14 protein-coding genes and 1 pseudogene are annotated in these 21,074 nt (G+C 72.3%); 8 read left to right on the top strand and 7 right to left on the bottom strand.

The features are described 5' to 3' along the window. Window positions 1–50: 50 nt before the first annotated feature. The 3 genes from FHS29_RS35530 to FHS29_RS35520 all read left to right on the top strand — a co-directional run bounded on the left by FHS29_RS35530 (window position 51) and on the right by FHS29_RS35520 (window position 3,417). Complete coding sequence (locus FHS29_RS35530; RefSeq protein ID WP_184698989.1) at window positions 51–1,046, top strand: helix-turn-helix transcriptional regulator; 996 nt, start codon at window positions 51–53, stop codon at window positions 1,044–1,046. A gap of 233 nt (window positions 1,047–1,279) precedes the next feature. Continuing rightward, on the top strand, window positions 1,280–2,311 hold the full coding sequence (locus tag FHS29_RS35525) for an aldo/keto reductase (protein ID WP_184698980.1): 1,032 nt from the start codon (window positions 1,280–1,282) through the stop codon (window positions 2,309–2,311). A 2-nt stretch (window positions 2,312–2,313) separates the two neighbouring features. Then, a complete protein-coding gene (locus FHS29_RS35520) occupies window positions 2,314–3,417 on the top strand; it encodes a winged helix DNA-binding domain-containing protein (RefSeq protein WP_184698978.1) in 1,104 nt (367 codons plus the stop codon). Window positions 3,418–3,517: 100 nt separating this feature from the next. On the opposite strand, the gene FHS29_RS35515 is transcribed toward FHS29_RS35520, so the two are convergent. Then, window positions 3,518–4,075: a TetR/AcrR family transcriptional regulator gene (locus tag FHS29_RS35515; protein ID WP_184698976.1), complete on the bottom strand. Its 558-nt coding sequence runs from the start codon at window positions 4,073–4,075 to the stop codon at window positions 3,518–3,520. Between the two features lie 116 nt (window positions 4,076–4,191). On the opposite strand from FHS29_RS35515, the gene FHS29_RS35510 reads away from it, so the two are divergent. Together FHS29_RS35510 and FHS29_RS35505 are read left to right on the top strand one after the other, a co-directional pair. Next, window positions 4,192–5,091 (top strand): NmrA/HSCARG family protein, encoded by a 900-nt coding sequence (locus FHS29_RS35510; protein ID WP_312865251.1) that lies wholly within the window; start codon window positions 4,192–4,194, stop codon window positions 5,089–5,091. A gap of 324 nt (window positions 5,092–5,415) precedes the next feature. Further along, window positions 5,416–6,360: an NAD(P)-dependent alcohol dehydrogenase gene (locus FHS29_RS35505; protein WP_184698974.1), complete on the top strand. Its 945-nt coding sequence runs from the start codon at window positions 5,416–5,418 to the stop codon at window positions 6,358–6,360. Between the two features lie 134 nt (window positions 6,361–6,494). Here the strand turns inward: FHS29_RS35505 and FHS29_RS35500 are convergent, their stop codons facing one another. Continuing rightward, a complete protein-coding gene (locus tag FHS29_RS35500) occupies window positions 6,495–7,448 on the bottom strand; it encodes a Rossmann-fold NAD(P)-binding domain-containing protein (protein WP_184698972.1) in 954 nt (317 codons plus the stop codon). A gap of 103 nt (window positions 7,449–7,551) precedes the next feature. On the opposite strand from FHS29_RS35500, the gene FHS29_RS35495 reads away from it, so the two are divergent. Then, window positions 7,552–7,944: a phospholipase effector Tle1 domain-containing protein gene (locus tag FHS29_RS35495; protein WP_184698970.1), complete on the top strand. Its 393-nt coding sequence runs from the start codon at window positions 7,552–7,554 to the stop codon at window positions 7,942–7,944. Here FHS29_RS35495 and FHS29_RS35490 read toward each other — a convergent pair. Then, complete coding sequence (locus FHS29_RS35490) at window positions 7,913–8,509, bottom strand: bleomycin resistance protein (RefSeq protein ID WP_184698968.1); 597 nt, start codon at window positions 8,507–8,509, stop codon at window positions 7,913–7,915. The genes FHS29_RS35495 and FHS29_RS35490 overlap by 32 nt on opposite strands. A 240-nt stretch (window positions 8,510–8,749) precedes the next feature. On the opposite strand from FHS29_RS35490, the gene FHS29_RS38600 reads away from it, so the two are divergent. Then, on the top strand, window positions 8,750–9,352 hold the full coding sequence (locus FHS29_RS38600; protein WP_376774517.1) for a recombinase family protein: 603 nt from the start codon (window positions 8,750–8,752) through the stop codon (window positions 9,350–9,352). Window positions 9,353–10,182: 830 nt separating this feature from the next. Next, on the top strand, window positions 10,183–10,755 hold the full coding sequence (locus tag FHS29_RS35480) for a hypothetical protein (protein WP_184698965.1): 573 nt from the start codon (window positions 10,183–10,185) through the stop codon (window positions 10,753–10,755). A gap of 511 nt (window positions 10,756–11,266) precedes the next feature. Here the strand turns inward: FHS29_RS35480 and FHS29_RS35475 are convergent. From FHS29_RS35475 to FHS29_RS35465, 4 genes and pseudogenes are all read right to left on the bottom strand, one after another. Beyond that, the gene (locus tag FHS29_RS35475) at window positions 11,267–12,298 is read right to left on the bottom strand and encodes an MFS transporter (protein ID WP_281391826.1); all 1,032 of its coding nucleotides are present in this window, start codon (window positions 12,296–12,298) and stop codon (window positions 11,267–11,269) included. Between the two features lie 76 nt (window positions 12,299–12,374). Beyond that, window positions 12,375–12,707: pseudogene (locus FHS29_RS38595) on the bottom strand (MFS transporter); the annotation flags it as partial. 77 nt (window positions 12,708–12,784) lie between these two features. Continuing rightward, complete coding sequence (locus tag FHS29_RS35470) at window positions 12,785–13,549, bottom strand: thioesterase II family protein (RefSeq protein WP_184698963.1); 765 nt, start codon at window positions 13,547–13,549, stop codon at window positions 12,785–12,787. Then, window positions 13,546–21,012 carry a type I polyketide synthase gene (locus FHS29_RS35465; RefSeq protein WP_184698960.1) on the bottom strand — a complete coding sequence of 2,489 codons (7,467 nt, stop codon included), beginning with the start codon at window positions 21,010–21,012 and terminating at the stop codon, window positions 13,546–13,548. The genes FHS29_RS35470 and FHS29_RS35465 overlap by 4 nt, the downstream gene beginning before the upstream one ends. Window positions 21,013–21,074: the final 62 nt, after the last annotated feature.

Below are 21,074 nucleotides of genomic sequence, written 5' to 3'. Positions count from 1 at the left end.
ACGGGGGTAGCGGACGAGGAACGTCCGCTAGTGGTGTCACGATGAGGACCATGCCGATCTCCTCGTCGACGACCACCTCCGGCCGGTTGCTCGCGTTGCTGTCGATGTTGCAGGTGCGTCGCGACTGGCCCGGACCACAGCTCGCCCAGCGACTGGGCGTCAGTGAACGCACCGTGCGCCGGGACGTCGACCGGTTGCGCGAGCTCGGCTACCTCATCCGTGCGGTGAAAGGTCCGGACGGCGGTTACCAGCTGGACGCGGGCAGTCAGGTGCCGCCGCTGCTGTTCGACGAGGAGCAGGCGATCGCGCTCGTCGTGGCGCTGCGGATCGCGGTGGGAGCGGGTGCGGGCATCGAGGAAGCCGCCGTGCGGGCTCTGGCGACTGTGCGCCAGGTCTTGCCGTCCCGGCTGCGCCATCGCGTCGACACCCTCGAGATCACCGCCGTCGAATCGACCGGGCGCGGCGGTGACCCGCAGGTGGACATCGAACTGCTGCTCGCGGTGAGCAGTGCCATCCGGGCCTGCGAGGAGTTGCGGTTCGACTACCGCTCACCGGGCCGCGAAGACGGGCAGGCGCAGCAGCCCCGCCGGGTGCAGCCGCACCACCTGGTGATCCGGGCCGGTCGCTGGTACCTCGTCGGGTGGAGCGCGGAACGCGAGGACTGGCGCATCCACCGTGTGGACCGGATGGCGCTCCGCGTCCCCAACGGACCGCGTTTCACCCCGCGGCAGGTGCCCGGTGGGGATGTCGTCACCTTCCTGTCCGCGCGGTTCAAGGGATCCGACAGCGTCAACGCCTGGCCGTGCCAGGGTGAGGTGGTCCTCGGGCTCCCCGTCACCGAGGTGGCTCCGTTCGCCGGAGACGGGGTCGCCGAAGCGGTCGGTCCCACGAGGACCAGGCTGACGACCGGGTCCTGGTCCTGGGCCTCGCTCGCGGCGCGGCTGGCACGCTTCGACGCCGAGATCGAGGTGGTCGGCCCGCCGCCTCTGCGGGAAGCCTTCACCGAGCTGGCTCGCCGCGCCGCACGCGCCGGGGGGACCACTTGATCCGGCACGGCGGGACCGCGCAACCGGAGCTTCGGCTTCTCACCTCGTCTCCGGCGGCGGTGTTCGCGGAAGGAGTGGGTGTCGACCTCCTCCAAGCTGATCACGCGTCGGGGTAGAGGACGCAAACCGACCGCTTCCCCTGCGACGGTGGGCGCGTGGAGCGGGGTTCGCCCTCGCCGCGCGTGGTCTTCCGGACCACGGTCATCGCCCACACGTGATAGGACACCACCGCAATGAGGACGCGCCCACTCGGCCGCACCGGAATCCAGGTCAGCCCCTACTGCCTCGGCACCATGAACTTCGGCATCGGCAACCCCGACCGCGACGACTGCGCCCGGATCGTCCACAGGGCGTTGGATGCGGGAATCAACTTCATCGACACCGCCGACGTCTACGGCCCCCATGGGGTCTCCGAGGAGATCGTGGGCGCCGCGCTTCAGGGGCGTCGCGATGACGTGGTGCTGGCCACGAAGGTCAACGGCCCGATGGGAGACGACCCGAACCGCCGCGGCAGCTCCCGGCGCTGGATCGTCAGCGAGGTCGAGCACTCGCTGCGGCGCCTGAAGACCGACCACATCGACCTCTACCAGATCCACCACCCCGACCCGCAGACCGATTTCGAAGAAACCCTGTCCGCGCTGACCGACCTGGTCCGCAGCGGCAAGGTCCGCGCCATCGGTTCCTCCAACCTGCCGGCCTCGGAGATCGTCGAGGCGCAGTGGGTCGCGGACCGGCGCGGGCTGCAGCGCTTCCGCACCGAGCAGCCGACGTACTCCATCCTCAACCGCGGCATCGAGCGCGAGATCCTGCCCACCTGCTCGCGCTTCGGCATGGGCGTGCTGGTGTGGAGCCCACTGGGGATGGGGCTGCTCACCGGCCGCTACCGCAAGGGCGACCCGGTGCAGGACCCGCAGAAGATGCACTGGGTGCCCCGGCACATGACCGACGAGCGCAAGCGCGACGCGGTGGAGGAGCTGCTGCCGCTGGCCCGGGAGGCCGGCCTCTCGCTGACCCACCTGGCGATGGCCTTCGCCGTGACCCACCCCGGCGTCACCTCCGCGATCATCGGCCCGCGGACCACGCGGCAGCTCGAGGACCTGCTGGCCGGTGCCACCACCACCCTGGACGACGAGGTGCTCGACCGGATCGACGGTGTCGTGCCGCCGGGCACCGACCTCGGCCCGCTCGACATCGCCTACGTCCCACCGGCTCTCGCAGACCCGGCGTTGCGCCGTCGCCGAGCCGCCGAACGGGCAGCGGGCTGACGATGGCCGTGCTGAGCACCCGGGCTCTCAACCGGGCGACGCTCGCCCGGCAGCTGCTGCTCGATCGTGCGGAACTGCCGGTGCTCGACGCCGTGGCGCACCTGTGCGGTATGCAGGCGCAGGAACCCCAGGAACCGTTCGTCGGGCTCTGGTCACGGCTGCGCGCGTTCGACCCGGCGGCACTGGACGACCTGCTGACCGGGCGGCGTGTGGCGCGCACCCACCTCATGCGCCGCACCGTCCACCTGGTCACCGCCAGGGACGCCGTGGAGTGGCGCGCCCGCCACGACCTCATGCTGCGCCAACGGGTACTCGGCGTCTACCGCCGCGAGTTCGACGGGGTGAACCTCGAAGAACTCGCGGCGGCGGCTCGAGCGGTGTTCGCCGAGGACGAACCCCGCACGATGCCCGAAGTCGGCCGGACGCTCGCCACGCGCTGGCCCGCCACCGGACCGCGGGCGCTGGGCGAGATGGCGGTCGTCGCCCTCGTCCCGACTGTCCAGTTGCCACCGCGCGGACTCTGGCGGACGAAGGCGGGCGCACGTACGGCCTTGCTCTCCTCCTGGCTGGGCCGGGAGATCGACCCGCCTGCCCCGGACGGCACCGACCCGGTCGGCGAAACACTGGCCGCGCGCTACCTGGCCGCTTTCGGACCTGCCACCGTGGCCGACCTGCGCGCGTGGTGCGGACTCGCCGGGCTCCCCGGCGCGGTCGCCGCGATCCGCGAGAAGCTGGTGACCTTTCGGGACGAACGGGGCAGGCAACTGCTCGACCTCCCCGACGCGCCGCGGCCCGACCCCGACACGCCCGCCCCTGTCCGGTTCCTGCCCGCCTTCGACAACGCAGTGCTCGGCTACCACGACCGCAGCCGGATCATCGACGACGCCCACCGCGGCCTGTCGGTCACCGGCGCGCGCTTCGTCCTGGTGGACGGTCGGGTCGCCGGCACATGGACGGCAGCAGAGGGAACTGTTGCCGTCACCCCACTGCGGCCGTTCACCAGGACCGAGCACGTCGCCGTTGCCGAGCAAGGCCGGAAACTCGCTTCGTTCATCTCGGGCAACGACGACGGCACCGGCGTCACGGTGGCGGCAGCTCCGCACTGAGCACCCGCGAGTGACCCTGGACCGGTTGCCGGTGTGGATCGAGGCCAGTGCGCAACGGACCAGCGCGGAAACCCGCGCACCGCCGGATCCCGGTGGCGGCTCAGGGCCGGACGCCGTCGCAGGCGAGGCGGAGCAGTCGGCGTGCCGCTGCCGGATTGCCTTCGTTGGCCAGGGAAATGGCCGTTACGAGGGCGAGCAGGTCGTCCGGTGAGGTTCCCGGTCGTACGGCACCCGCCGCGAGCGCTCGGTCCATCAGGTGCACGGTCGCCTCTCGCACCACGCCGTGGCAGTCCGCTGCGGATGAGGGCCCGCCGTCTGCGTCGGCCTCCAGCGACGCGGTCAGGCCACGGGTTTCGACAGCGGCTACGGTCAGTTCTTCCAACCATGTGAGGAGTCCCGCGCCGGGGTCGCCGTCGACCAGTTCGTCACCTCGCCGGCGCAGGTGCTCGACGGCCTCGCGGAAGACTTCGTCGAGCAGGGCGCGTCGGGACGGGAAGTGCCGGTGCAGGGTGGCCGAGCCCACGCCGGCCTCGCGGGCGACCTGCTCGAGGGAGACCTGGGCCCCGTCCCGGGCGACGAGGGGCCGGGCCGCCGCCAGGAGCCGCTCGTGGTTGCGCTGCCAGTCCGCCCGCTGCGACCTGGGCCCACTGCTCGCCATCGGGGTGACCTTTCACTGGACAAACGGGGTGGCACCCCATATCGTAGCCCATAGAAAACGGGGTACCACCCCACTTGCTGATCGGAGGGGCAGCCGTGCCCACATCACCGTCGTTCGTGCTGGTCGCCGGAGCGACCGGCAAACAGGGGGGCGCCGTGGTGCGCGCGCTGCTCGCCTCCCACGTCCCGGTTCACGCTCTGGTGCGGGACACCGACACCGAGCGCGCCGCCGCCCTGCGTGGACTCGGAGCCGTTCTCGTGCGAGGCGACCTGGACGACGTCCGGTCGTTGGAAGCGGCCCTCGACAACGCTCGCGCGGTGTTCTCGGTGCAGATGCCCGACATCGCCGACCTGCTGGGCGACTCCGAAGTCCGCCACGGCCGCAACCTGGTCGAGGCCGCCCGACGGGCGCGGGTAGGGCACGTGGTGCACACCTCGGTCTCGGGCGCCGGCACGATCGACGTCGAGCACTTCGACGAGCAGCGCTGGGGCTCCTTCACACGGCACTACTATCGCAGCAAGGCCGCGGTCGAGGATCTCGTGCGCACCGCGGGCTTTCCACGGTGGACGATCCTCAGGCCGGGCGCGTTCATGGAGAACTTCGTCCGACCGTCGCCCTACTTCGCCGACATGACCTCGAACCGACTCGTCGTCGCCGGCGACCCCGACGTCGCACACCCTTTCGTCGCGGTGGACGACATCGGAACCGCCGCCGCCGCGGCGTTCGCAGACCCAGAACGCTTCCACGGCGTCGAGTTGGAACTGGCCGGAGACGTCCTGAGCTTCCGCGACGCCGCACAGATCCTGTCCCGGGAACTCGGGACCGACATCGAACTGGCCCCCAGCCCGGAACCCGCTCGCGCGCAGGGCCTCCTCACCGCGCTCTTCCAATCGCAGCAGCACATGAGTGCCCATCCCGCGCCGGCGCGTCCAAAGTTCGCCGCACACCTGGGCATACCAACAACGACCCTCGCCGACTGGGCGAGGAACACCCTGTCCACCCGGTCGTCCGGCTAGGCCGTCAACAGCCGCCGCCTGTCCGCGTTCACCGCCGCCGGCCCGCGTATCGGAGCGGCACAGGCCGTTCATGGGGCGGGGCCACGTACGCGACGCCCGGCCGGCGGTGGCGGCACCGGGTGCGAGACGGAGATCCTGACCGGGTGGGCGTCGACGCGACGTGTCGGGAGAGCGGTTGTCACGAACCGCACCGCGGGGCCGTGTCGAGGATCTGGGCCCGGTTGACGGCCGCGTCCGTGCGCAAGCGGGATGATGTCGTCGGCACGACTCTCACTTCAGGCGGAGCGGAAGACCCCGCCCGGTTCTGCTTGCTAGAAGTGGAGCATGTCTTCCACTTCGATGCGACTGGCCACCTTCGACCGTTACGGACCGCCCGAGGTCCTGTCCGTGACCACCGGGCCGGTGCCGCGCCCACGCCCCGGCGAGGTTCTGGTGCGCGTGCGGGCGGTGTCGGTCAACGGAGGCGAACTGGCTCTGCGCGCCGGCCGGCTGCGCCCCTTCAGCGGCAGGCGGTTCCCGAAATGGGTGGGGATCGACCTGGTCGGCGAGGTCGTCACCGCGTCCGGCAGGTTCGCGGCGGGCGACCTGGTGTGGGGGCTGTGCGGCCGGCGGATGGGGTCGGCCGCCGAGTACGCCGCCGTGCGCGCCGACCGGCTCGACCACGTCCCCGCCGGGCTCGACGCGGTGCAGGCCGCCGCGCTGCCCACCGGGACCACGGCGATCACCGCGCTGCGCGACGTCGCCGCCCTCGCGCCCGGCGAGCGGCTGCTGGTCCGTGGCGCGACCGGCGGCGTCGGGTACGTCGCCGTGCAGCTGGGGAAGGCGATGGGGGCGCATGTCACCGGACTGGCCGGCGCGCACAACCTGGACCTGGCGAAGGACCTCGGCGCGGACGACGTGCGCGACTACCGCGCCCCCGGCGACCTGGGCCGCTTCGACGTCGTCCTGGACACCGTCGGCATCGACCTGCCGGCCTTCCGCCGCCTGCTCACCCCGCGCGGGCGCGTCGTCACGATCGCGTTCGACCTCGACCACCCGGTCCGCTCACTGGCCTACATCGCCGCCCACGCGACCCACCGTCGCCGCTGGGTGCGCGCTTTCAGCGGCAACCCGACCGCTCCGCTGTTCGCCGAACTCGGCCGTTGGGTCACGTCCGGGGCGGTCCGCCCGCAGGTGGACCGGGTGTTCCCCCTGGAGCAGATCGCGGGCGCGCACCGTGCGCTGGAGCAGGGCGGTGTCCGGGGCAAGGTCGTCGTGCGGATCGACTGACACGCGTTCGCCGTCCGCGTGGCGCTGAGCCGACACCAGCGCCACACGGAGTTACTCCGGCTACTTTTCGACCACTACCGCACCAGGTCTACCCGAACACACATGTCGACGCGGCCTTCCGCGCACTGCGCCACTCACGGCACCTGGGCAAGGTCGTCGTCACCTCGGTGGTCCAGACCGGTGTTCCGCACTGCCAACAAGTACGCGTCGCGTTGTGCGGGCCGGGTGACGCGGGCGGGGTGGTCGAGGACACGGGCGGTGAAGCGGCCGTTGCGGGTCAGGACGATCTCGTCGTCATCGGTCGGCGAGAGCAGCTCCCACGCCAGTCGGTGCGCGTCGGCGTCGGAGTCATGGCTCCGGTCGAGGGAGAGACGGCGGACGGTGATCTCCGGGTGCTCGTTGGCCAGCGAGCGCGCGGCGCCCCAGGGCGCGGCGTCGGCGACGTGGGTCGCGGCGTCCGGCAGCGCACCGCAAGGCCTGGTCACCAGCCACAGCGCCGCTTGATCGGTCGCGTTCGTTCCTCGGTACGCGGTGACGATCGCACTGAGCGCGGCCGTGCGGTGGACGGCTTGGTCGACGATCGAGCGGTGCCCCGCCGAGCCCACGTGAGAGCTGTCGAGCAGCACGACCAGGCGCACGGCGGTCGCGGCGGTCGGGCCGGTCGGCAGCACGGCACTCCAGTGGCCGGTCTGGTCGCTCAGGGAGGTGGTGCGTACCGACCCGGCCTGGTCCAGGCGTCGCGTCAGCGGCGCGACCACCGGGTCGTCCGGATCCTCGGCAACGACGACCCAGTGGAACGGCTTCGTGCCGGTCGGCAGGGACGGTGCCGAGGCCGGGCGGGGCTTTCGCCGGGCGACGGTCACCGAGAACGCGGGGTCCGGGTCGTCCTCCTCGCCTCCGAGGCGGGTCGCGGTGCTGAAGTCGCTGCCCAGCAACAGCGTGGTCCACTGCCGCGCCGACAGCAGCGGTGATGACGGGCGCAGGTCGGTGTCGTGGAACGTCCAGAAGTCGTCCGGCGCACCGGAGCACAAGGCGATCAGCGGCAGGTCGTGCGGTTCGGCGAGCAGCAGTCGCCCGTCATCGACCACTGGCGCGCGCGGCGGCCAAGGCCGAACTGGAGGGCACTCCACCGCCGGACACCCCGACGTTCGTTGTATGGCGACTCGTCGGAGATGAATCGAGGACGTCGCCATGAGTGTTCCGGACCGCAGGAACCTCGCCCTGTGCCTCGACGGCACGTGCAACGAGCCCGAGCCGGGTGACACGAATGTCGCCCGGCTCTACGACATCGCCGTGAAGTCCGACCGGCAGCTCGTGTACTACGACCCCGGTGTCGGGACGATGGACTCTCGCAGCGCCACCACCCGGCCGGGCAAGGCACTGACCCGGGTCACCGGGATGGTCATAGGGCACGCCGTCCGGAAGAACGTCCAGGGGGACTACGGGTTCCTCATGAACACCTACCTGCCGGGGGACCGGGTGTTCGTCTTCGGGCTCAGCAAGGATGCGTACACGGCACGGGCATACGACCCCGAGGTGGTCCGCGCCGTGCTCAAGCGCCTGGACGCGGCGCAGACCCCCTGACCCGTTCGACCAGCTCGTCCCGGTACTCGGTGGCCGCCTGGAACTCCGGCTCGTCGCCGACCGCTTTCTTCAGCGCGCCTTCCAGGATCTTCAACCCCTGGCGGTCGTCACCGTGCGAGTCGGCCATGCGCGCGGCGTTCTCCATGGCCTTGGCCAACCGGGTCGTGGGCTCGGGTTCCGCCTGCGCCCTGGTGATCCGGATCCAGTTGCCACCCGGATCGATGACCGTGAATCCGGTGTAGCGGTCGTTGCGGAGCCGGGGCCGGGTCATCCGCGGGATGCCGGAGGTGAGCAGCTTCCCGTGCGTCTTGCGCATGGCCGCCGCGAACTCCTCGAACAACGCGTGGATGTCCGGCACGACGACGATGCACGAGCTGTAGGACTGCGCCGGGTCGTAGTCGTCCATGCCGAAGAAGTGCAGGTTGATGTCGTCCCGCCGCACCGCCAGGTACGGGTTCGGCCGCGTCTGCCGATAGGTCACCTCGAAGCCGAGCATCTCGTAGAACGACGCGATCTCGTCGATGGAAGGACAGGGCAGGGCCGGAATCGTCAGTTCGTTCGCCACCGCCCGAAGCTAAGCCCGACCCGGCCGAAACGACACGGACCTATTTGCACAAGCGAACGGCAGTGCAACCCCGCCGAGCAACAACAACGCCGACTGCGCTATCGCGGCGAACGCGGATCGGGTCGACGTGGTGGTCGGCGAGTACGAGCGCGCGTTCCTCGACACGGCGCAGGTGCGGGAGCTGCGGGCGGTGCTGGAGCGGTACGGGTACAGCTGTGGCTGCCCGAAGCCGAAGGGCCGGTGGACTTCGACGACCCCTCGCACGAGGCGTTGCTGTCGTTGCTCGCGGCGCGCTCACAGACAGGGGTGCTGGGTTCCGGCACCGGGTCGTCATCGCCATGCGGATGCAGACGGTCGAGCAGGGGCGCTACCTCGGTGACCGGCCGCCCTACGGCTGCCGTCTGGTCGACGCCGGGCCGCATCCGAACCGGGCGTTGGCGCGTCGCGGTGTGCGGCGGCAGCGGCTGGTGCCGCACCCGGCCACGGCACCCGTGGTGGGAGCTGATCTGCTCCTTGCGCCTGGCGGGGCACAGTGCCGCGGGTATCGTCCGCCACCTCAACGAGCGATCCGTGCCCAGCTCTACGGGCGCCGACCCGGCCCGCAACGGACGCCGGGACGACCACGGCTGGTCGTTGCGCACGGTGGTGGAGGTCCTGGGCAATCCGCGCTACACCGGTCACAGGTGTGGAACCGCACGACCACGGTCGTGCGGCCTACCGCTGCCGCCACGGCCACACCACCGCCCGCCCCGAACGGAGGACGCGCCGCGCAACCTTTATCTGCGCGAGGACCACCTGCTGGCCCCACATCGCAGCACACCTCACCGCCGGGGGCATCGCTGATGATCCCGATCCAGAACAGACCGTACGACTGGTCGACGAACCTGATCTCGCCTTCCGCTGCGACGCCACCGGCTTCACACGCCCCGACCGCAGCGCCACTACGCGAGCGCGCAAAGCACGGCCAGCGCCTTCGTGCCATGATCTCGCCACCTTCGTCTCCGATCGGAAGTCACGTCGTTCCCGTGACTGCAGTTCAGCCGCCCGTTGACCAGGCCTCTCGGGTTCCTGGACGTTCCTGGACATTCCTGGACGGCAGGGAGAGGGACATGGCGGTGGTCCGGTGCACCGCCTGACGTCGTAGTCGGCGAGGTGGCCTCGTACAGCGAGGTCGCTCACCCCACTGGTGGCACTGGGCTACATGACTGACACGGAACCGCTCTGTGTTGTTGGTACTCGATCTCGTCCAGCCGGGTCGTCTTGGCCTGGTGCTCCCGCGCGGTCTGCTCCGCGCGGGTCAGCTTGGTGCCGGCCTCCTCCTACAGCTGATGTCGTCTGGCGGAACCGCATGAGGGACGCGTCGGCGAGGGAGATCGCGGTCTTATCCGGATCCATAAGGGATCTATTGGTCATGACCGTCCGATTCGGCTGAGCCGCGATGTCGGTTCCGGCTGAGTCCGCGCAACCGGGTGGTGTTCACCATGTGATGTGCCACTGTGCGCGGGTGTCGCTGTGGACTTGTGCACCGTTCAGGTGTTGATCAACAGCGTCGGTGTGAAGGACCGGGCGGCCACGGGTTCGCCCCTGGCAGGGTTGAAGCCGTGTCCCGCGTTTCCGCCCGGTGTGCCCGGTGGCGGTCGGGATGCCGTGTTCACTATCGGAGGAGTAGCTGCATGGTCAACGAACTCGTCTACGGCGCGAAGATCCACCTTCAGAACGGGTATGCCGGTTGGAGTGGCGGCTACCTGGACACCAATGGGCACAGCACCGACTCAGGCGCCAAGTACGCCGTCTCGACCGCCGACACGGCCACTCGTGGGGCGGGCACGGGCACCTGGGAGATCCTGTCCGCCTCGGGCAAGGCGAACGGCAGCCCCGTGGTGAGCGGTGACGTGGTCCACCTGCGCAACCTCTACGGCGGTGACGGCGGTTACCTCGACACCAACGGGCATGCCAACGCATCCCAGAAGAGCGCCGGGGGCAAGTACAACGTCTCCACTTCCACGGCCAAGGATCGCGCCGCCGGCACCGGTCGCTGGCGGCTCTATGCCCAGACTTCCGGCTCGCCCGCCGATCAGACGGTCCGGGCCGGTGGCGTGATCCACCTGTGGAACCTCTACGGCGACAACGGCGGTTTCCTGGAGACCAACGGCCACGCCACCGACGGCGGCAAGCTCGACGTGTGCACCAACGCCTACTACAACCGCAGCCAGGACGTCGCCGACTGGAAGATCCACAACGCCTGATCCTGTTCGCGACCGGACACCGGATGACCTCACTCGTCACCCGCACCCCGGTGTCCGGTCGCTTCGGCGATCGGGATGACCGTCCGGACCGCCGGATGGAAGGCAAGCCCGGTTGGCTGTGCGCTCGCGACCGTAGCGCCCACAGGGCAATCGCTGCGGTGAACGTGCACGGTTGTCCTCACGTCGTGTATGGCGCAGACCCGCCCCGCGGACACCGACGTCGCGGACGTCGACCTCAGCGACGACTGGGACTACGCCCAACTGAGGCTGCCGCCCCGCCGCCCGGAACTCCACCGGGCAACCCGGTCGACCGATACCTGACCCACGACGTCCCGGCCCTGTCCGAACACCGACCCGAAACGGTGGACTTCGCCCTCGGCAACAAAAGCCCCACCCCGACTGCGGGCGGCATCCACCTGACCACGGCGACTCTGATGTGCCCTGGGTTCTGTGGAGTCGAGTTGCTGGACTGTCATGCTGATGTCCTCGGGAGAGGTCGGTATGTCCGACCTCAACAGGCGCTGTCGTCGTGGTGCGCCGGGGTTCTCGGCAGTGGTCGAGCGGTGTGGGGCAGGAAGCGCCAGATGAGCGCGGCGGCCGCGATGGTGACGATTGCGGCGACGGTGGCGGCGGAGGTCATGCCGTCGATGAAGGCTTCCCGGGCGTCGTCCAGGAAACGGGTCCGCAGCGGTTCGGGCAGGTGCTCGGCCTCTGTCCGGACGTCGGGGAACGAGGCGTCGGCCGGTGGGTGTGCGGTGGAGGCGGCGGCGAGGATCGAGCCTTGGACCGCGACGCCGAGGCAGGCGCCGACCTGTCGCGTGCTGTCGTTGATCGCCGATCCCAGCGCGGCCCGGTCCGCCGGGGTCGCGGCCATGACCGTCTCGGTGCCCGCGGTCGCGACGAGGCCCGCACCGAATCCCGCGACGAGTTGGAACAACAACACGTGCGGGTAGCCGGAGTCCGCGTCCGTTGTGGACAGTGCGATGAACGCGGCGCTGACGACTCCCAGTCCCGCCAGGATCGGCGGCTTCTCGCCGTGCCGGGAGAGCAGGGGCAGCGCGGTGCCCGCGCCCGCGGTGAGCGCGACGGCCAGCGGCAGGGTGCGCAGCCCGGCCTCCCACGGGCCGTACTCCAGGACCCCTTGCAAGTACAGCGTGATGACGAAAAGTGCGCCGTACAAGGCGAAGGACATCATCGCCAGGGCGAGGGCGGCCATGCCGACGCGTGGCTTGCGCAGCAGTGCCGGGGGCAGCATCGGGTGGCGGGCGCGGGCCCGCCGGGCGGCGAACGCCGTCAGCAGCACCGCGGCCACGACGTAGCCGGCGAGCACGGAGGTGTCGGTCCATCCGCGACCGGGGCTCTCGATGATGGCCCAGACCAGCGCCAACAGGCTCGCTGCGGACAGCACCACGCTCGGCGCGTCGACGCGAGCCGTCCGCGGCGCGCGTGATTCGGGCACCACCAGCAGCGCGGTGACGATTCCCACCACTGCCGGCGGCACGGTGGCCCAGAACCCGGCCCGCCAGGAGAACAGTTCCACCAGCCACCAGCCACCCGCAGACGACCGGTCCGGTCATCCCGCCGACGCCGGCGGCGGCCGCCCACCCGGCGATGGCGCGGCGACGCAGCGCGGGCTCGTGGAACAGGGTGGTGATGATGGACAGGGTGGAAGGCATCAGCAGCGCCGCGCCGGCGCCCATGCCGCCGCGGGCCGCGATCACCTGCCAGGGGTGGGCGGCGAGCGCGCCGCAGGCTGCGGTGGCGCCGCACAGGGCCAGTCCGGTGATGAAGGCCCTTCTGCGGCCGATCCGGTCGGTGACCGCGCCGGTGGCCAGCACCGTGCCGCCCAGGACCAGGGCGTAGCCGTCGACGACCCACTGCACCTGGGACAGGGACGGCGCCAGGTCGCGTTGCAGGTCGGGGATGGCGACGTTGAGCACCGTGAAGTCCATGCCCAGCAGGAACACCCCCGAGCAGACCACGACGGCGGCGGCCCAGCGCCGTCCGCCGCCGGGGGTGGACCTGCCGGTCATGAGGCGTGCTCCCCGACTGCCGTGCGCAGGTCCTGGTGCAGCCGGGTGGTCACGGCCTCGGCATGCGCGACGGGGAAGGTGTGCCCGCCGGGGAACAGTCGCGGGGTTGTCGGGGTGGTGGCCAAGTCGTTCCAGGCCGCGAGTTCGGCGGGTGTGGCCGCCGGGTCGTCGTGGCCGCCGTAGACCGCGAGGTCGCAGTCCAGCGGTGGTTCGTCGCGGTGGCGGTGTTGCAGGAGCAACAGGAGGTCGCCCACCACGGGCAGGTACGCGGTCGCCAGCCGCGCCGGGTCGTCGAGGGCGTCCGCGCGGAACCCGAGGAGTTCGGCGGCGCCGAGGTGCCCGGCGGCGAGCAGTTCGCCCACCATCGCGGGGTAGGCGCCCAGTTGGGGTGGGGGGAACCCGGACACGGCCAGCAGCGCCGGCGGGCGGCGGTGGGCGCGTTGCAGCCGGCAGGCGGTGGTGAAGGCGAGCAGGGCGCCGAGGCTGTGACCGAACAGCGTGAACGGCCGGGGGTCGGCCTGGGCGGTGATGAGGTCGGCCAGGGCGGCGGTGAGGGCGCGGGTGTCGGTGGCGCAGGGGTGGTCGGCCAGCGGGCCGCGACCGGGCAGCCGCACCGCGCACAGTTCGACGTCCTGCGGGAGGACCGCGCACCAGGGCAGGTAGAACTCCGCTCCCAGCCCGGCGGGTGGCAGGCAGTACGCCCGCCACCGCGCATGCGGACGGGGGGTGAGCACGGCGATCGTGCCGACGACGGCCGTCACCGCGGTCCGGCCTGCGCGGCGGGACGCTGGTCGGGGATGTCGCTGCCGCCGGTGGCGGGGGTGTCGGTGCCGGGCGCGGACCGCCCGAGCCGGGTGTGCAGGCGTTGCGCCAGCGCGGTCACGCTGGGAGCGCCGACCATCTCGACCACGGCCACGTGGCAGCCCAGGCTCCGGTTCACCGCGGTGGTGAACTCGGCGGCCAGCAGGGAGTCCACGCCTAGCTGGTCGAGCCGGCGGCGCCGGTCGACGCGATCGGGGCTGGTCTGCAGGACCCGGGCGAGCAGCACGGTCAGGGCGTCCTCGATGAGCGCGTGGGCCTCGGCGTGGTCGGCCTCGGCCAGCGCGCCGCGCAGCCGGTCGGCGGCGGTGTCCTCCTCGGTGGACAGCACCGCGGCGGTCCGCGGCGCGGCGAAGGCGGGCAGGAACCGCGCCACCCGGTCCCAGTGGATGTCGCCGACCACCACGACCTCGGCATCGGGCCGGTCCAGCAGGTCGTCCAGCTCCCGCAGGGCCTCGGCCACGGGCATCACGTCGAACAGCCTGCCCAGTTCCTCGATGCGACCGGTGCGGTGGACGTAGCCGGTGTCGCCGATGCCGCCCCACTGGACGGCCAGGCCCGGAAGCCCGGACCTGCGACGGTCGCGGACCAGCGCTTCCAGCGCGGCGTTGGCCGCGACGTAAGGTGCTTGGCGGACGTTGCCCAGGCACGAGGCCACCGAGCTGTAGACGACGAAGAAGTCCAGCTCGCGGTGGCGGGTGAGCCGGTCGAGCAGGTGTCCGGCGGTCAGCTTGGGCGCCAGCACGGTCCGCAGCCGGTCGTCGGTGAGGTCGACCAACGGCGCGTCGTGCAGGACCATGGCCGCGTGCACCACCCCGGCGAGCCGTCGACCGGAGGCGTCCAGACCGGCCAGGACGCGGCCGATCGCGGCGGGGTCGGCGGCGTCGGCGGCGTGCGCCTCGACGTGCGCGCCGAGCGCCCGCAGGGCCGCCACGAGCCCGGGCGCCCCCGGTGTGCCCAGGCCGCGTCGGCCGATCAGGATCAGGTGGCGGGCGCCGCGGGCGGCCAGGTGTCGGGCGGTGGCCGCGCCGAACCCGCCCAGGCCGCCGGTGATCAGGTAGGCCGCGTCGGCGTCGAGAACCGCCGGGACGGGCTGCGCCGCGACGGGGACGGGTTCGTCGAAGGTGATCACGACCTTGCCGGTGTGCCGGGAGTGCTGCACGCAGGTGAACGCCTCGCGGATGCGCCCGGCGGGGTAGACGCGGTAGGGCAGCGTTCGGTAGGTCCCGGAGCGGATCGCCCCGTCCACCTCCGCCAGGGCCGTCGCCATGTGCTCGGGTTCGGTGAAAGCGGCGGAGAGGTCCACGCTGAACAGCGACAGGTTCTCGGTGAACGGTGCCAGCGGCAGCGAGGTGTCGGCGAGGAAGTCGCGCTTGCCCAGCTCCACGAACCGGCCGTGCGGCTTGACCACTTCCAGTCCGCGGACCATGGCTTCGCCGGCGAGGGAGTTGAGCACCACGTCCACGCCTCGGTCGTCGGTGAGGTCGCGGACTTGGTCGGCGAAGTGCAGGCTGCGGGAGTCCAGCACGTGTTCGACGCCGAGCAGGTGCAGCAGGTCGCGCTTGGCGGGGGTGCCCGCGGTGGCGATGACGTGGGCGCCGACGTGCCGGGCGTACTGGAGGGCGGCCAGGCCGACTCCGCCGGCCGCGCCGTGCACCAGCACCGTCTCGCCGGCTGTCAGGCGTGCCAGCCGGTGCAGGGCGTGGTGCACGGTCAACGCCACCAGCGGCAGGGTCACGGCCTCGGCACAGGACGTCTGCGCCGGCACCGGCAGGGTCTGCTCGACGGGCACCACGACGTGGGAGCCGAAGCACCCCGTCGTCACGCAGACCACCCGATCACCGCGGGTGGTGCCGGTGACGCCCGCGCCGACCGCGACCACCTCGCCGGCGCACTCGAACCCGACCTCGGCCGTGTCCGACCGGCGGCGCGGGGGAGCCGGCACCAGTCCGGTGGCGATCATGACGTCGCGGTAGTTCAGCGCGGCGGCCTCGACCGCGACCACCACCTCGCCCCTTCCGGGCGCGGGCACAGCCGCCTCCCGCCAACCCAGGCGGTAGCGGGGGCCGTGGTCGGACAGGGTGAGGGTGTAGGAGCCGCGCGACGGCACGAGCGAGTCGACCGGCGCGTGGAGGCGGGGGACGAAACGCCCGCCCGCGGTGAGCAGGACCTCGTCGTCATCGGACCGTGCCGACAACTCCCGCACGAGGTGACCGACCAGGGCACCGCCGGTCCCGGCGAGGGCCACCCGCCGCGTGGTCAACCGGGGGTGCTCGTTGGCCAGCGTCCGCGCCGCACCCCACAGGGCCGCCGCGCTTGCGGGCAGCACGGGAGCGCTGCCCTGGTGCGCGGGAACCACCACCCACACCGTGACCTCGACGTGCTCGGACACCTCCGAGGCGGCCAGCGCGCGCAACACCGCGCAGTGCCGCACCGCCTGCTCGGTCACCTCGGACGACGTGACGTCCTCGGACGTGCCGGCCAGCAGCACGACCTCGACCGGGCCGCGCGCCCCCGACAGCAGCGCGGTCCACCCGCGGGCGTCCTCCTCGACGACGACGTGGTGCGCCTCGGCAGCGCCGAGCGCGCCCAGCACGTCCTGCTCGGACACCGGGGGACTGCCCGCACCGGGCAGCCGACCGATCAGCCACCGCCGGGTGCCCGCGACGACGGGATCGGGCGCGGTCACCGCGACGGGCGCGGGCCGGTCGCCCCGCGCGGCGAGGAACACGGAGTGGCCACCGCAGGTGTCGTCCTCGGTCTGCACGACGTCGCGGAAGCCGCAGCCCGCCAACAACCCCGGCCAGCTCTCCCTCGCGGGCACCGGACCGAGGGGGCGCAGGCCGGGGTCCTCGATCTCCCAGAAGGAGCGCAGCAGGCCGAAGGTCGCCGCCAGCCCGTCGAGGTCGTGGAACTCCAGTGCCAGCAGTTGCCCGCCCTCGGCGAGCAGCTCACGCACCCGGTGCAGGGCGCGGGTCAGGTCGCGGGTGGCGTGCAGCACGTTGGCGGCGACCACCAGGTCGAACGAGCCGGGGGTGAAGCCCTGCCCGGCGGGGTCTGCGTCGAGGTCCAGCACGCGGTGGTCGAGGAAGTCGAAGGCGGCGAAGCGTTCCGCGGCTGCGGGGAAGAACGCGGGGGAGACGTCGGTGTAGGTGTAGTGGGTGCGGTCGGCCGGCAGCAGCGGCAACAGCGAGGCGGTCACACCTCCGGTGCCGGCACCGACCTCCAGGACCCGCAGCGGCCGGTCGGCGGGCCACTCGGCGACCAGGGCCCGCACCAGCTCGGCGGCCACCCGGTTGTGGTGGCGCAGCAGGCCGGAGCTGTCGTACAGGCGTGCGGCGAGGGTGTCCGGCTCGGCGAACAGCAGGTCCAGCGGATCGCGCTCCCCGCGGAGCACGGCCGCCAGGTGCCGCCCGCACACGCCGTGGGCGAGGTGTGCGGTGGCCTCCTGCGGGTGGTCGGCCAGCGCGGCTTGGAACACCTCGTGCGCCCTCGGTTCCGCGCCCCACGTCCAGCGTTGTGCGCCGGCGGTGGTGAGCAGGCCGTGCCGCACGGCCAGGTCGATCAGGACCGCGAGCACCCGGTGGTGCTCGGGCAGCACACCGGCGTCGGTCAGGGCGGTGATCGTGACGTCGGCCCGGTCGGGCAGCACTTCCCGCAGGGCGGCGGCGGTGAAGTGCGCCACCATCTCTGCCGTGCGCAGGCGCAGGTCGGCGAAGACGTGAGGTTGCCACTGCTCGCTCAGCGCGGCGAGGGCCGGCGCGGCGGCGGCCATCACCGCAGGCGGCGCGGGCAGCGGGCTGGGGGCGGCGGGTGTGCCGGGCAGTGGAGCCGCCCGGAGGGTTTCCACCAGCCACGTCCGGGCAGCCGGGCGGGCGTCGGCGAAGCGGCGTGCCCGACAACCCGACAGCTCCAACGCCACGGCACCGCCGGGATCGGTGATCACGAGGTCCCACCGCACCTCCCGGTGATCGGCGGCGCGGAGCCGCACGTGGACCACCCCGCTGGCGGGCATCGGCTCCCAGCAGCGGACCGCGTCGAACCCCACCGGCAGGTACGCGACCGGATCGGCGGTGCGGCAGACCAGGAGCAGCACCGCCTGCAACGCGCCGTCCAGCAGGGTCGGGTGCGCCTGGTGTCGGCCGTCGGGCTCGACCGTGGCGGTGTACTCGGCGAGTACCTCGTCGTCCCCGGCGCGCAGCCGCGTCACGGTCCGGAACGCCGGTCCGTAGGGCAACCCGGCTCGGGCACAGGCCGCGTAGTGCTCCTCGGCGGTGATGGTCCGCGCCAGGCGCGCGGCGACCGCCGGCACGTCCAGCGCGGGCGGCCGTTCGGCGAACAACCTGCGGACCCGGCCCCGGACGTGGTCGGTCCAGTCCCCGTGGCCCCCGGTGCGGGCGGACACCGTCAGGCCCGCGTCCCGGCCCACCGCGGTGTGCAGGTGGACCGGATCGTCCGCATCGTCCCGGTCGTCCCACGGCAGGGACAGCGCCCGCCCGATCGCCACGCGGACCAGCTCCACCGGTCCGTCGAACAGCTCCCGACCGGCGGCCAGCGCCAGGTCGAGGTGTCCCGCGGCGGGCATCACCACGGCGTCGCCGACCCGGTGGTCGGCCAGCCAGCCCAGCCGGTCCGGGTCGAGGGCGTGGGACCACACCGGGTCCGGGCCGGGGTGCCGGTCGCCCAGCAGCGGGTTGGACCGGTGCTGGGCGTCCCGCACCGGTCCTTCCAGCCACCACTCCGGGTGGCCGTTCCAGTGCCGCTCGCGCTGCCAGGGGAGGGCGGGCAGGTCCGCGACGCGGCCCGGTCGGGGGAAGAACGCGGTCCAGTCCACGCCCGCGCCGACGGCCAGCAGCTTGGCCTGCGCGGCGTCCAGCGCCGTGGTCCCGGCCACCGCGCGGGTGGTGGTGGGCACGATCGCGACCGGCGCGGCCGAGTCGGCCGTGACGCGGCGCAGGTAGGCGCCCAGGACCGGATGAGGGCCGATCTCCACCAGCACGTCGCACCCCTGCCGCCGAACCAGCGCGGTGACCGCGTCGGCGAACAGCACCGGATGGCGGACGTTGCGCCACCAGTACTCCGCGTCCAGCCTCGCACCGTCGACCACCTCGCCGGTGACCGTGGACACCAGGGGGATCGAAGACCTCTCATAGTCCATTGTGGACAGTGCGGTCATCAGGTCGTCGCGCAGCGCGTCCATCACCGGGCTGTGGAACGGGTAGTCCAACTCCAGGTCGCGGAAGAACACCCCGCGTTCCTGCGCGACCCCGGCCAAGGCCGCCAGGGCCTCTGCCGCGCCGGACACGGTGACGTCACGCGGGCTGTTCACCGCGGCGACCCACACCTTTCCGGCCCAGCCCGTCTCCGCCAGCAGAAGTTCGGCGCTCGAGGCGTCCAAGCCGATCGCGGCCATCCGCCCGGTGCCGGCGGTGGCGGCCTGGGCACGGCTGCGCTCGGCGATCACCCGGCACGCGGCGGCCCGGTCCAGCGCCCCGGCGCAGTAGGCGGCGGCCACCTCGCCCACGCTGTGCCCGGTCACCGCCGCCGGCGTGACGCCCCGCGCCGCCAGTGCCGCGACCAGCCCCGCCTGCACCACGAACAGCAGCGGCTGCGCGACCTCGGTGCGCTCCCACCGCCGGGGGTCGGGCGTGCCGAGTTCGGCGGACACCGACCAGCCCAGCAACGGGGTCAGCACCTCGTCCAAGAGGGTGACCTCGGCGCGGAACGCGGGGTCCTCCGCGAGCAGTTCGCGGCCCATCCCGGCCCACTGCGAGCCGTTGCCGTCGAAGACGAAACCGATGCGCCCCTCGGCAACCGCCCCTGCGGCGGCCCCGTCGTGGACCGCGTCCCCGTCGGCCAGCGCCCGCAGTGCCGAAGCGGCCTGCCCGGGGTCGGTCGCCAGCACCGCGATGCGCTGCCCGTGCTTGCCCCGCCGCCGGCACGAGGTGTACGCGATGTCGTGGAACCGGGCCGGCTCGGTCCGCTCCAGCAGGTCCGCCCATCGCCGAGCCGCCTCGGTCAGCGCTTCGGCGGTGTGGGCGGTGACCAGGACCGGCAAGGCGCCGTGGGGCACGACGTCCGAAGCGGGCAACGGGGGCGCGTCGGTGAGCACCAGGTGGGCGTTGACCCCGCCGAACCCGAACCCGCTGACCCCGACCACCGCGGGTCCGTCACCCGAGGGCAAGGGCGAGGAGTTGCCGACCGGGCGCAGCCCCAGACCGGTGAAGTCGATCTCGGGGTGCGGCTCGTCGAGGTGCAGCGTCGCGGGGATCCGCCGCTCGCGCAGCACCAGCACCGCCTTGAGCAGTCCCGGCACCCCCGCGGCGGCCTCCAGGTGACCCAGGTTGGACTTCACCGACCCGATCGGCAACGGGCCTGCACCGTTGCGCCGCCGTCCCAACACCTGGCCCAGCGCCGCGCACTCGATCGGATCACCGGCCTGCGTGCCGGTACCGTGCGCCTCGACGTAGGCCACGTCCTCCGGTGCGACGTCCGCCTCGCTGTACACCCGTTCCAACAGGTCGGCCTGCGCCCGGGGGTTGGGCAGCGCCAACCCGCCGGTGCGGCCGTCGGTGTTGGTGCCGCTCGCCGCGATCACCGCGTGCACCCGGTCACCGTCGGCCAGCGCAGCCGCCAACGGCTTGAGCACCAGCACCCCCGCACCCTCGGCGCGCACGAAGCCGTCCGCGCGGGCGGAGAACGGCCGGCAGCGCCCGGTCGGCGACAGCATCGACGCCTGCGAGAACCCGATGAACCCGGACGGGCTCAGCAGCACGTTCACCCCGCCGGCCAGCGCCAGGCCGCTGCGCCCCGACCGCAGCACCTCGCACGCCCGGTGCACCGCCACCAACGCCGACGAGCAGGCCGTGTCCACCGCCGCCGACTCGCCGTGCAGGTCCAGCGCGTAGGACACTCGGTTGGCCGCGTTGCAGGCCGCTGTCCCGCTCAACGAATACGGGTTGAGTGAACGCGATCGCTGCATTTGCAGGTCGCCGTAGTCGTGCGAGGACACCCCGATCAGCACGGCGGTATCGCCGCCCGCCAGGTCCGCTGCGGCGATCCCGGCGTCGTCCAACGCCTCCACCGCGCACTCCAACACCAGTCGGTGCTGTGGGTCGACCCGCGAAGCCTCCTTCGGCGAGATCCCGAAGAACCCCGCGTCGAACCCGGCGACGTCGTCCAGGAAACCGCCTGCGGCCGTGTACGACTTCCCAGGCCGCACACCACCCCCGGACACGAACGCCACGCTGTCGAACCGGGACGCGGGCACCGTCCCGACCAGGTCCACGCCGCCGTCCAGCACCTCCCACAACCCGTCCAGCGACTGCACGCCACCGGGCAGCCGACACCCCACCCCCACGATCGCCACCGCGGACGAATCCCGGACAGCGTCGAACGTCGACATGCGCACCTCATCGCGATGGGGACCTGAACGAAATAGGATCTAATCGATTTCTCACGCCCAGT

This window comes from Saccharothrix tamanrassetensis (genome assembly GCF_014203665.1).
Classification (GTDB): domain Bacteria; phylum Actinomycetota; class Actinomycetes; order Mycobacteriales; family Pseudonocardiaceae; genus Actinosynnema; species Actinosynnema tamanrassetense.
This window is presented reverse-complemented; position numbering and strand designations above follow the sequence as displayed.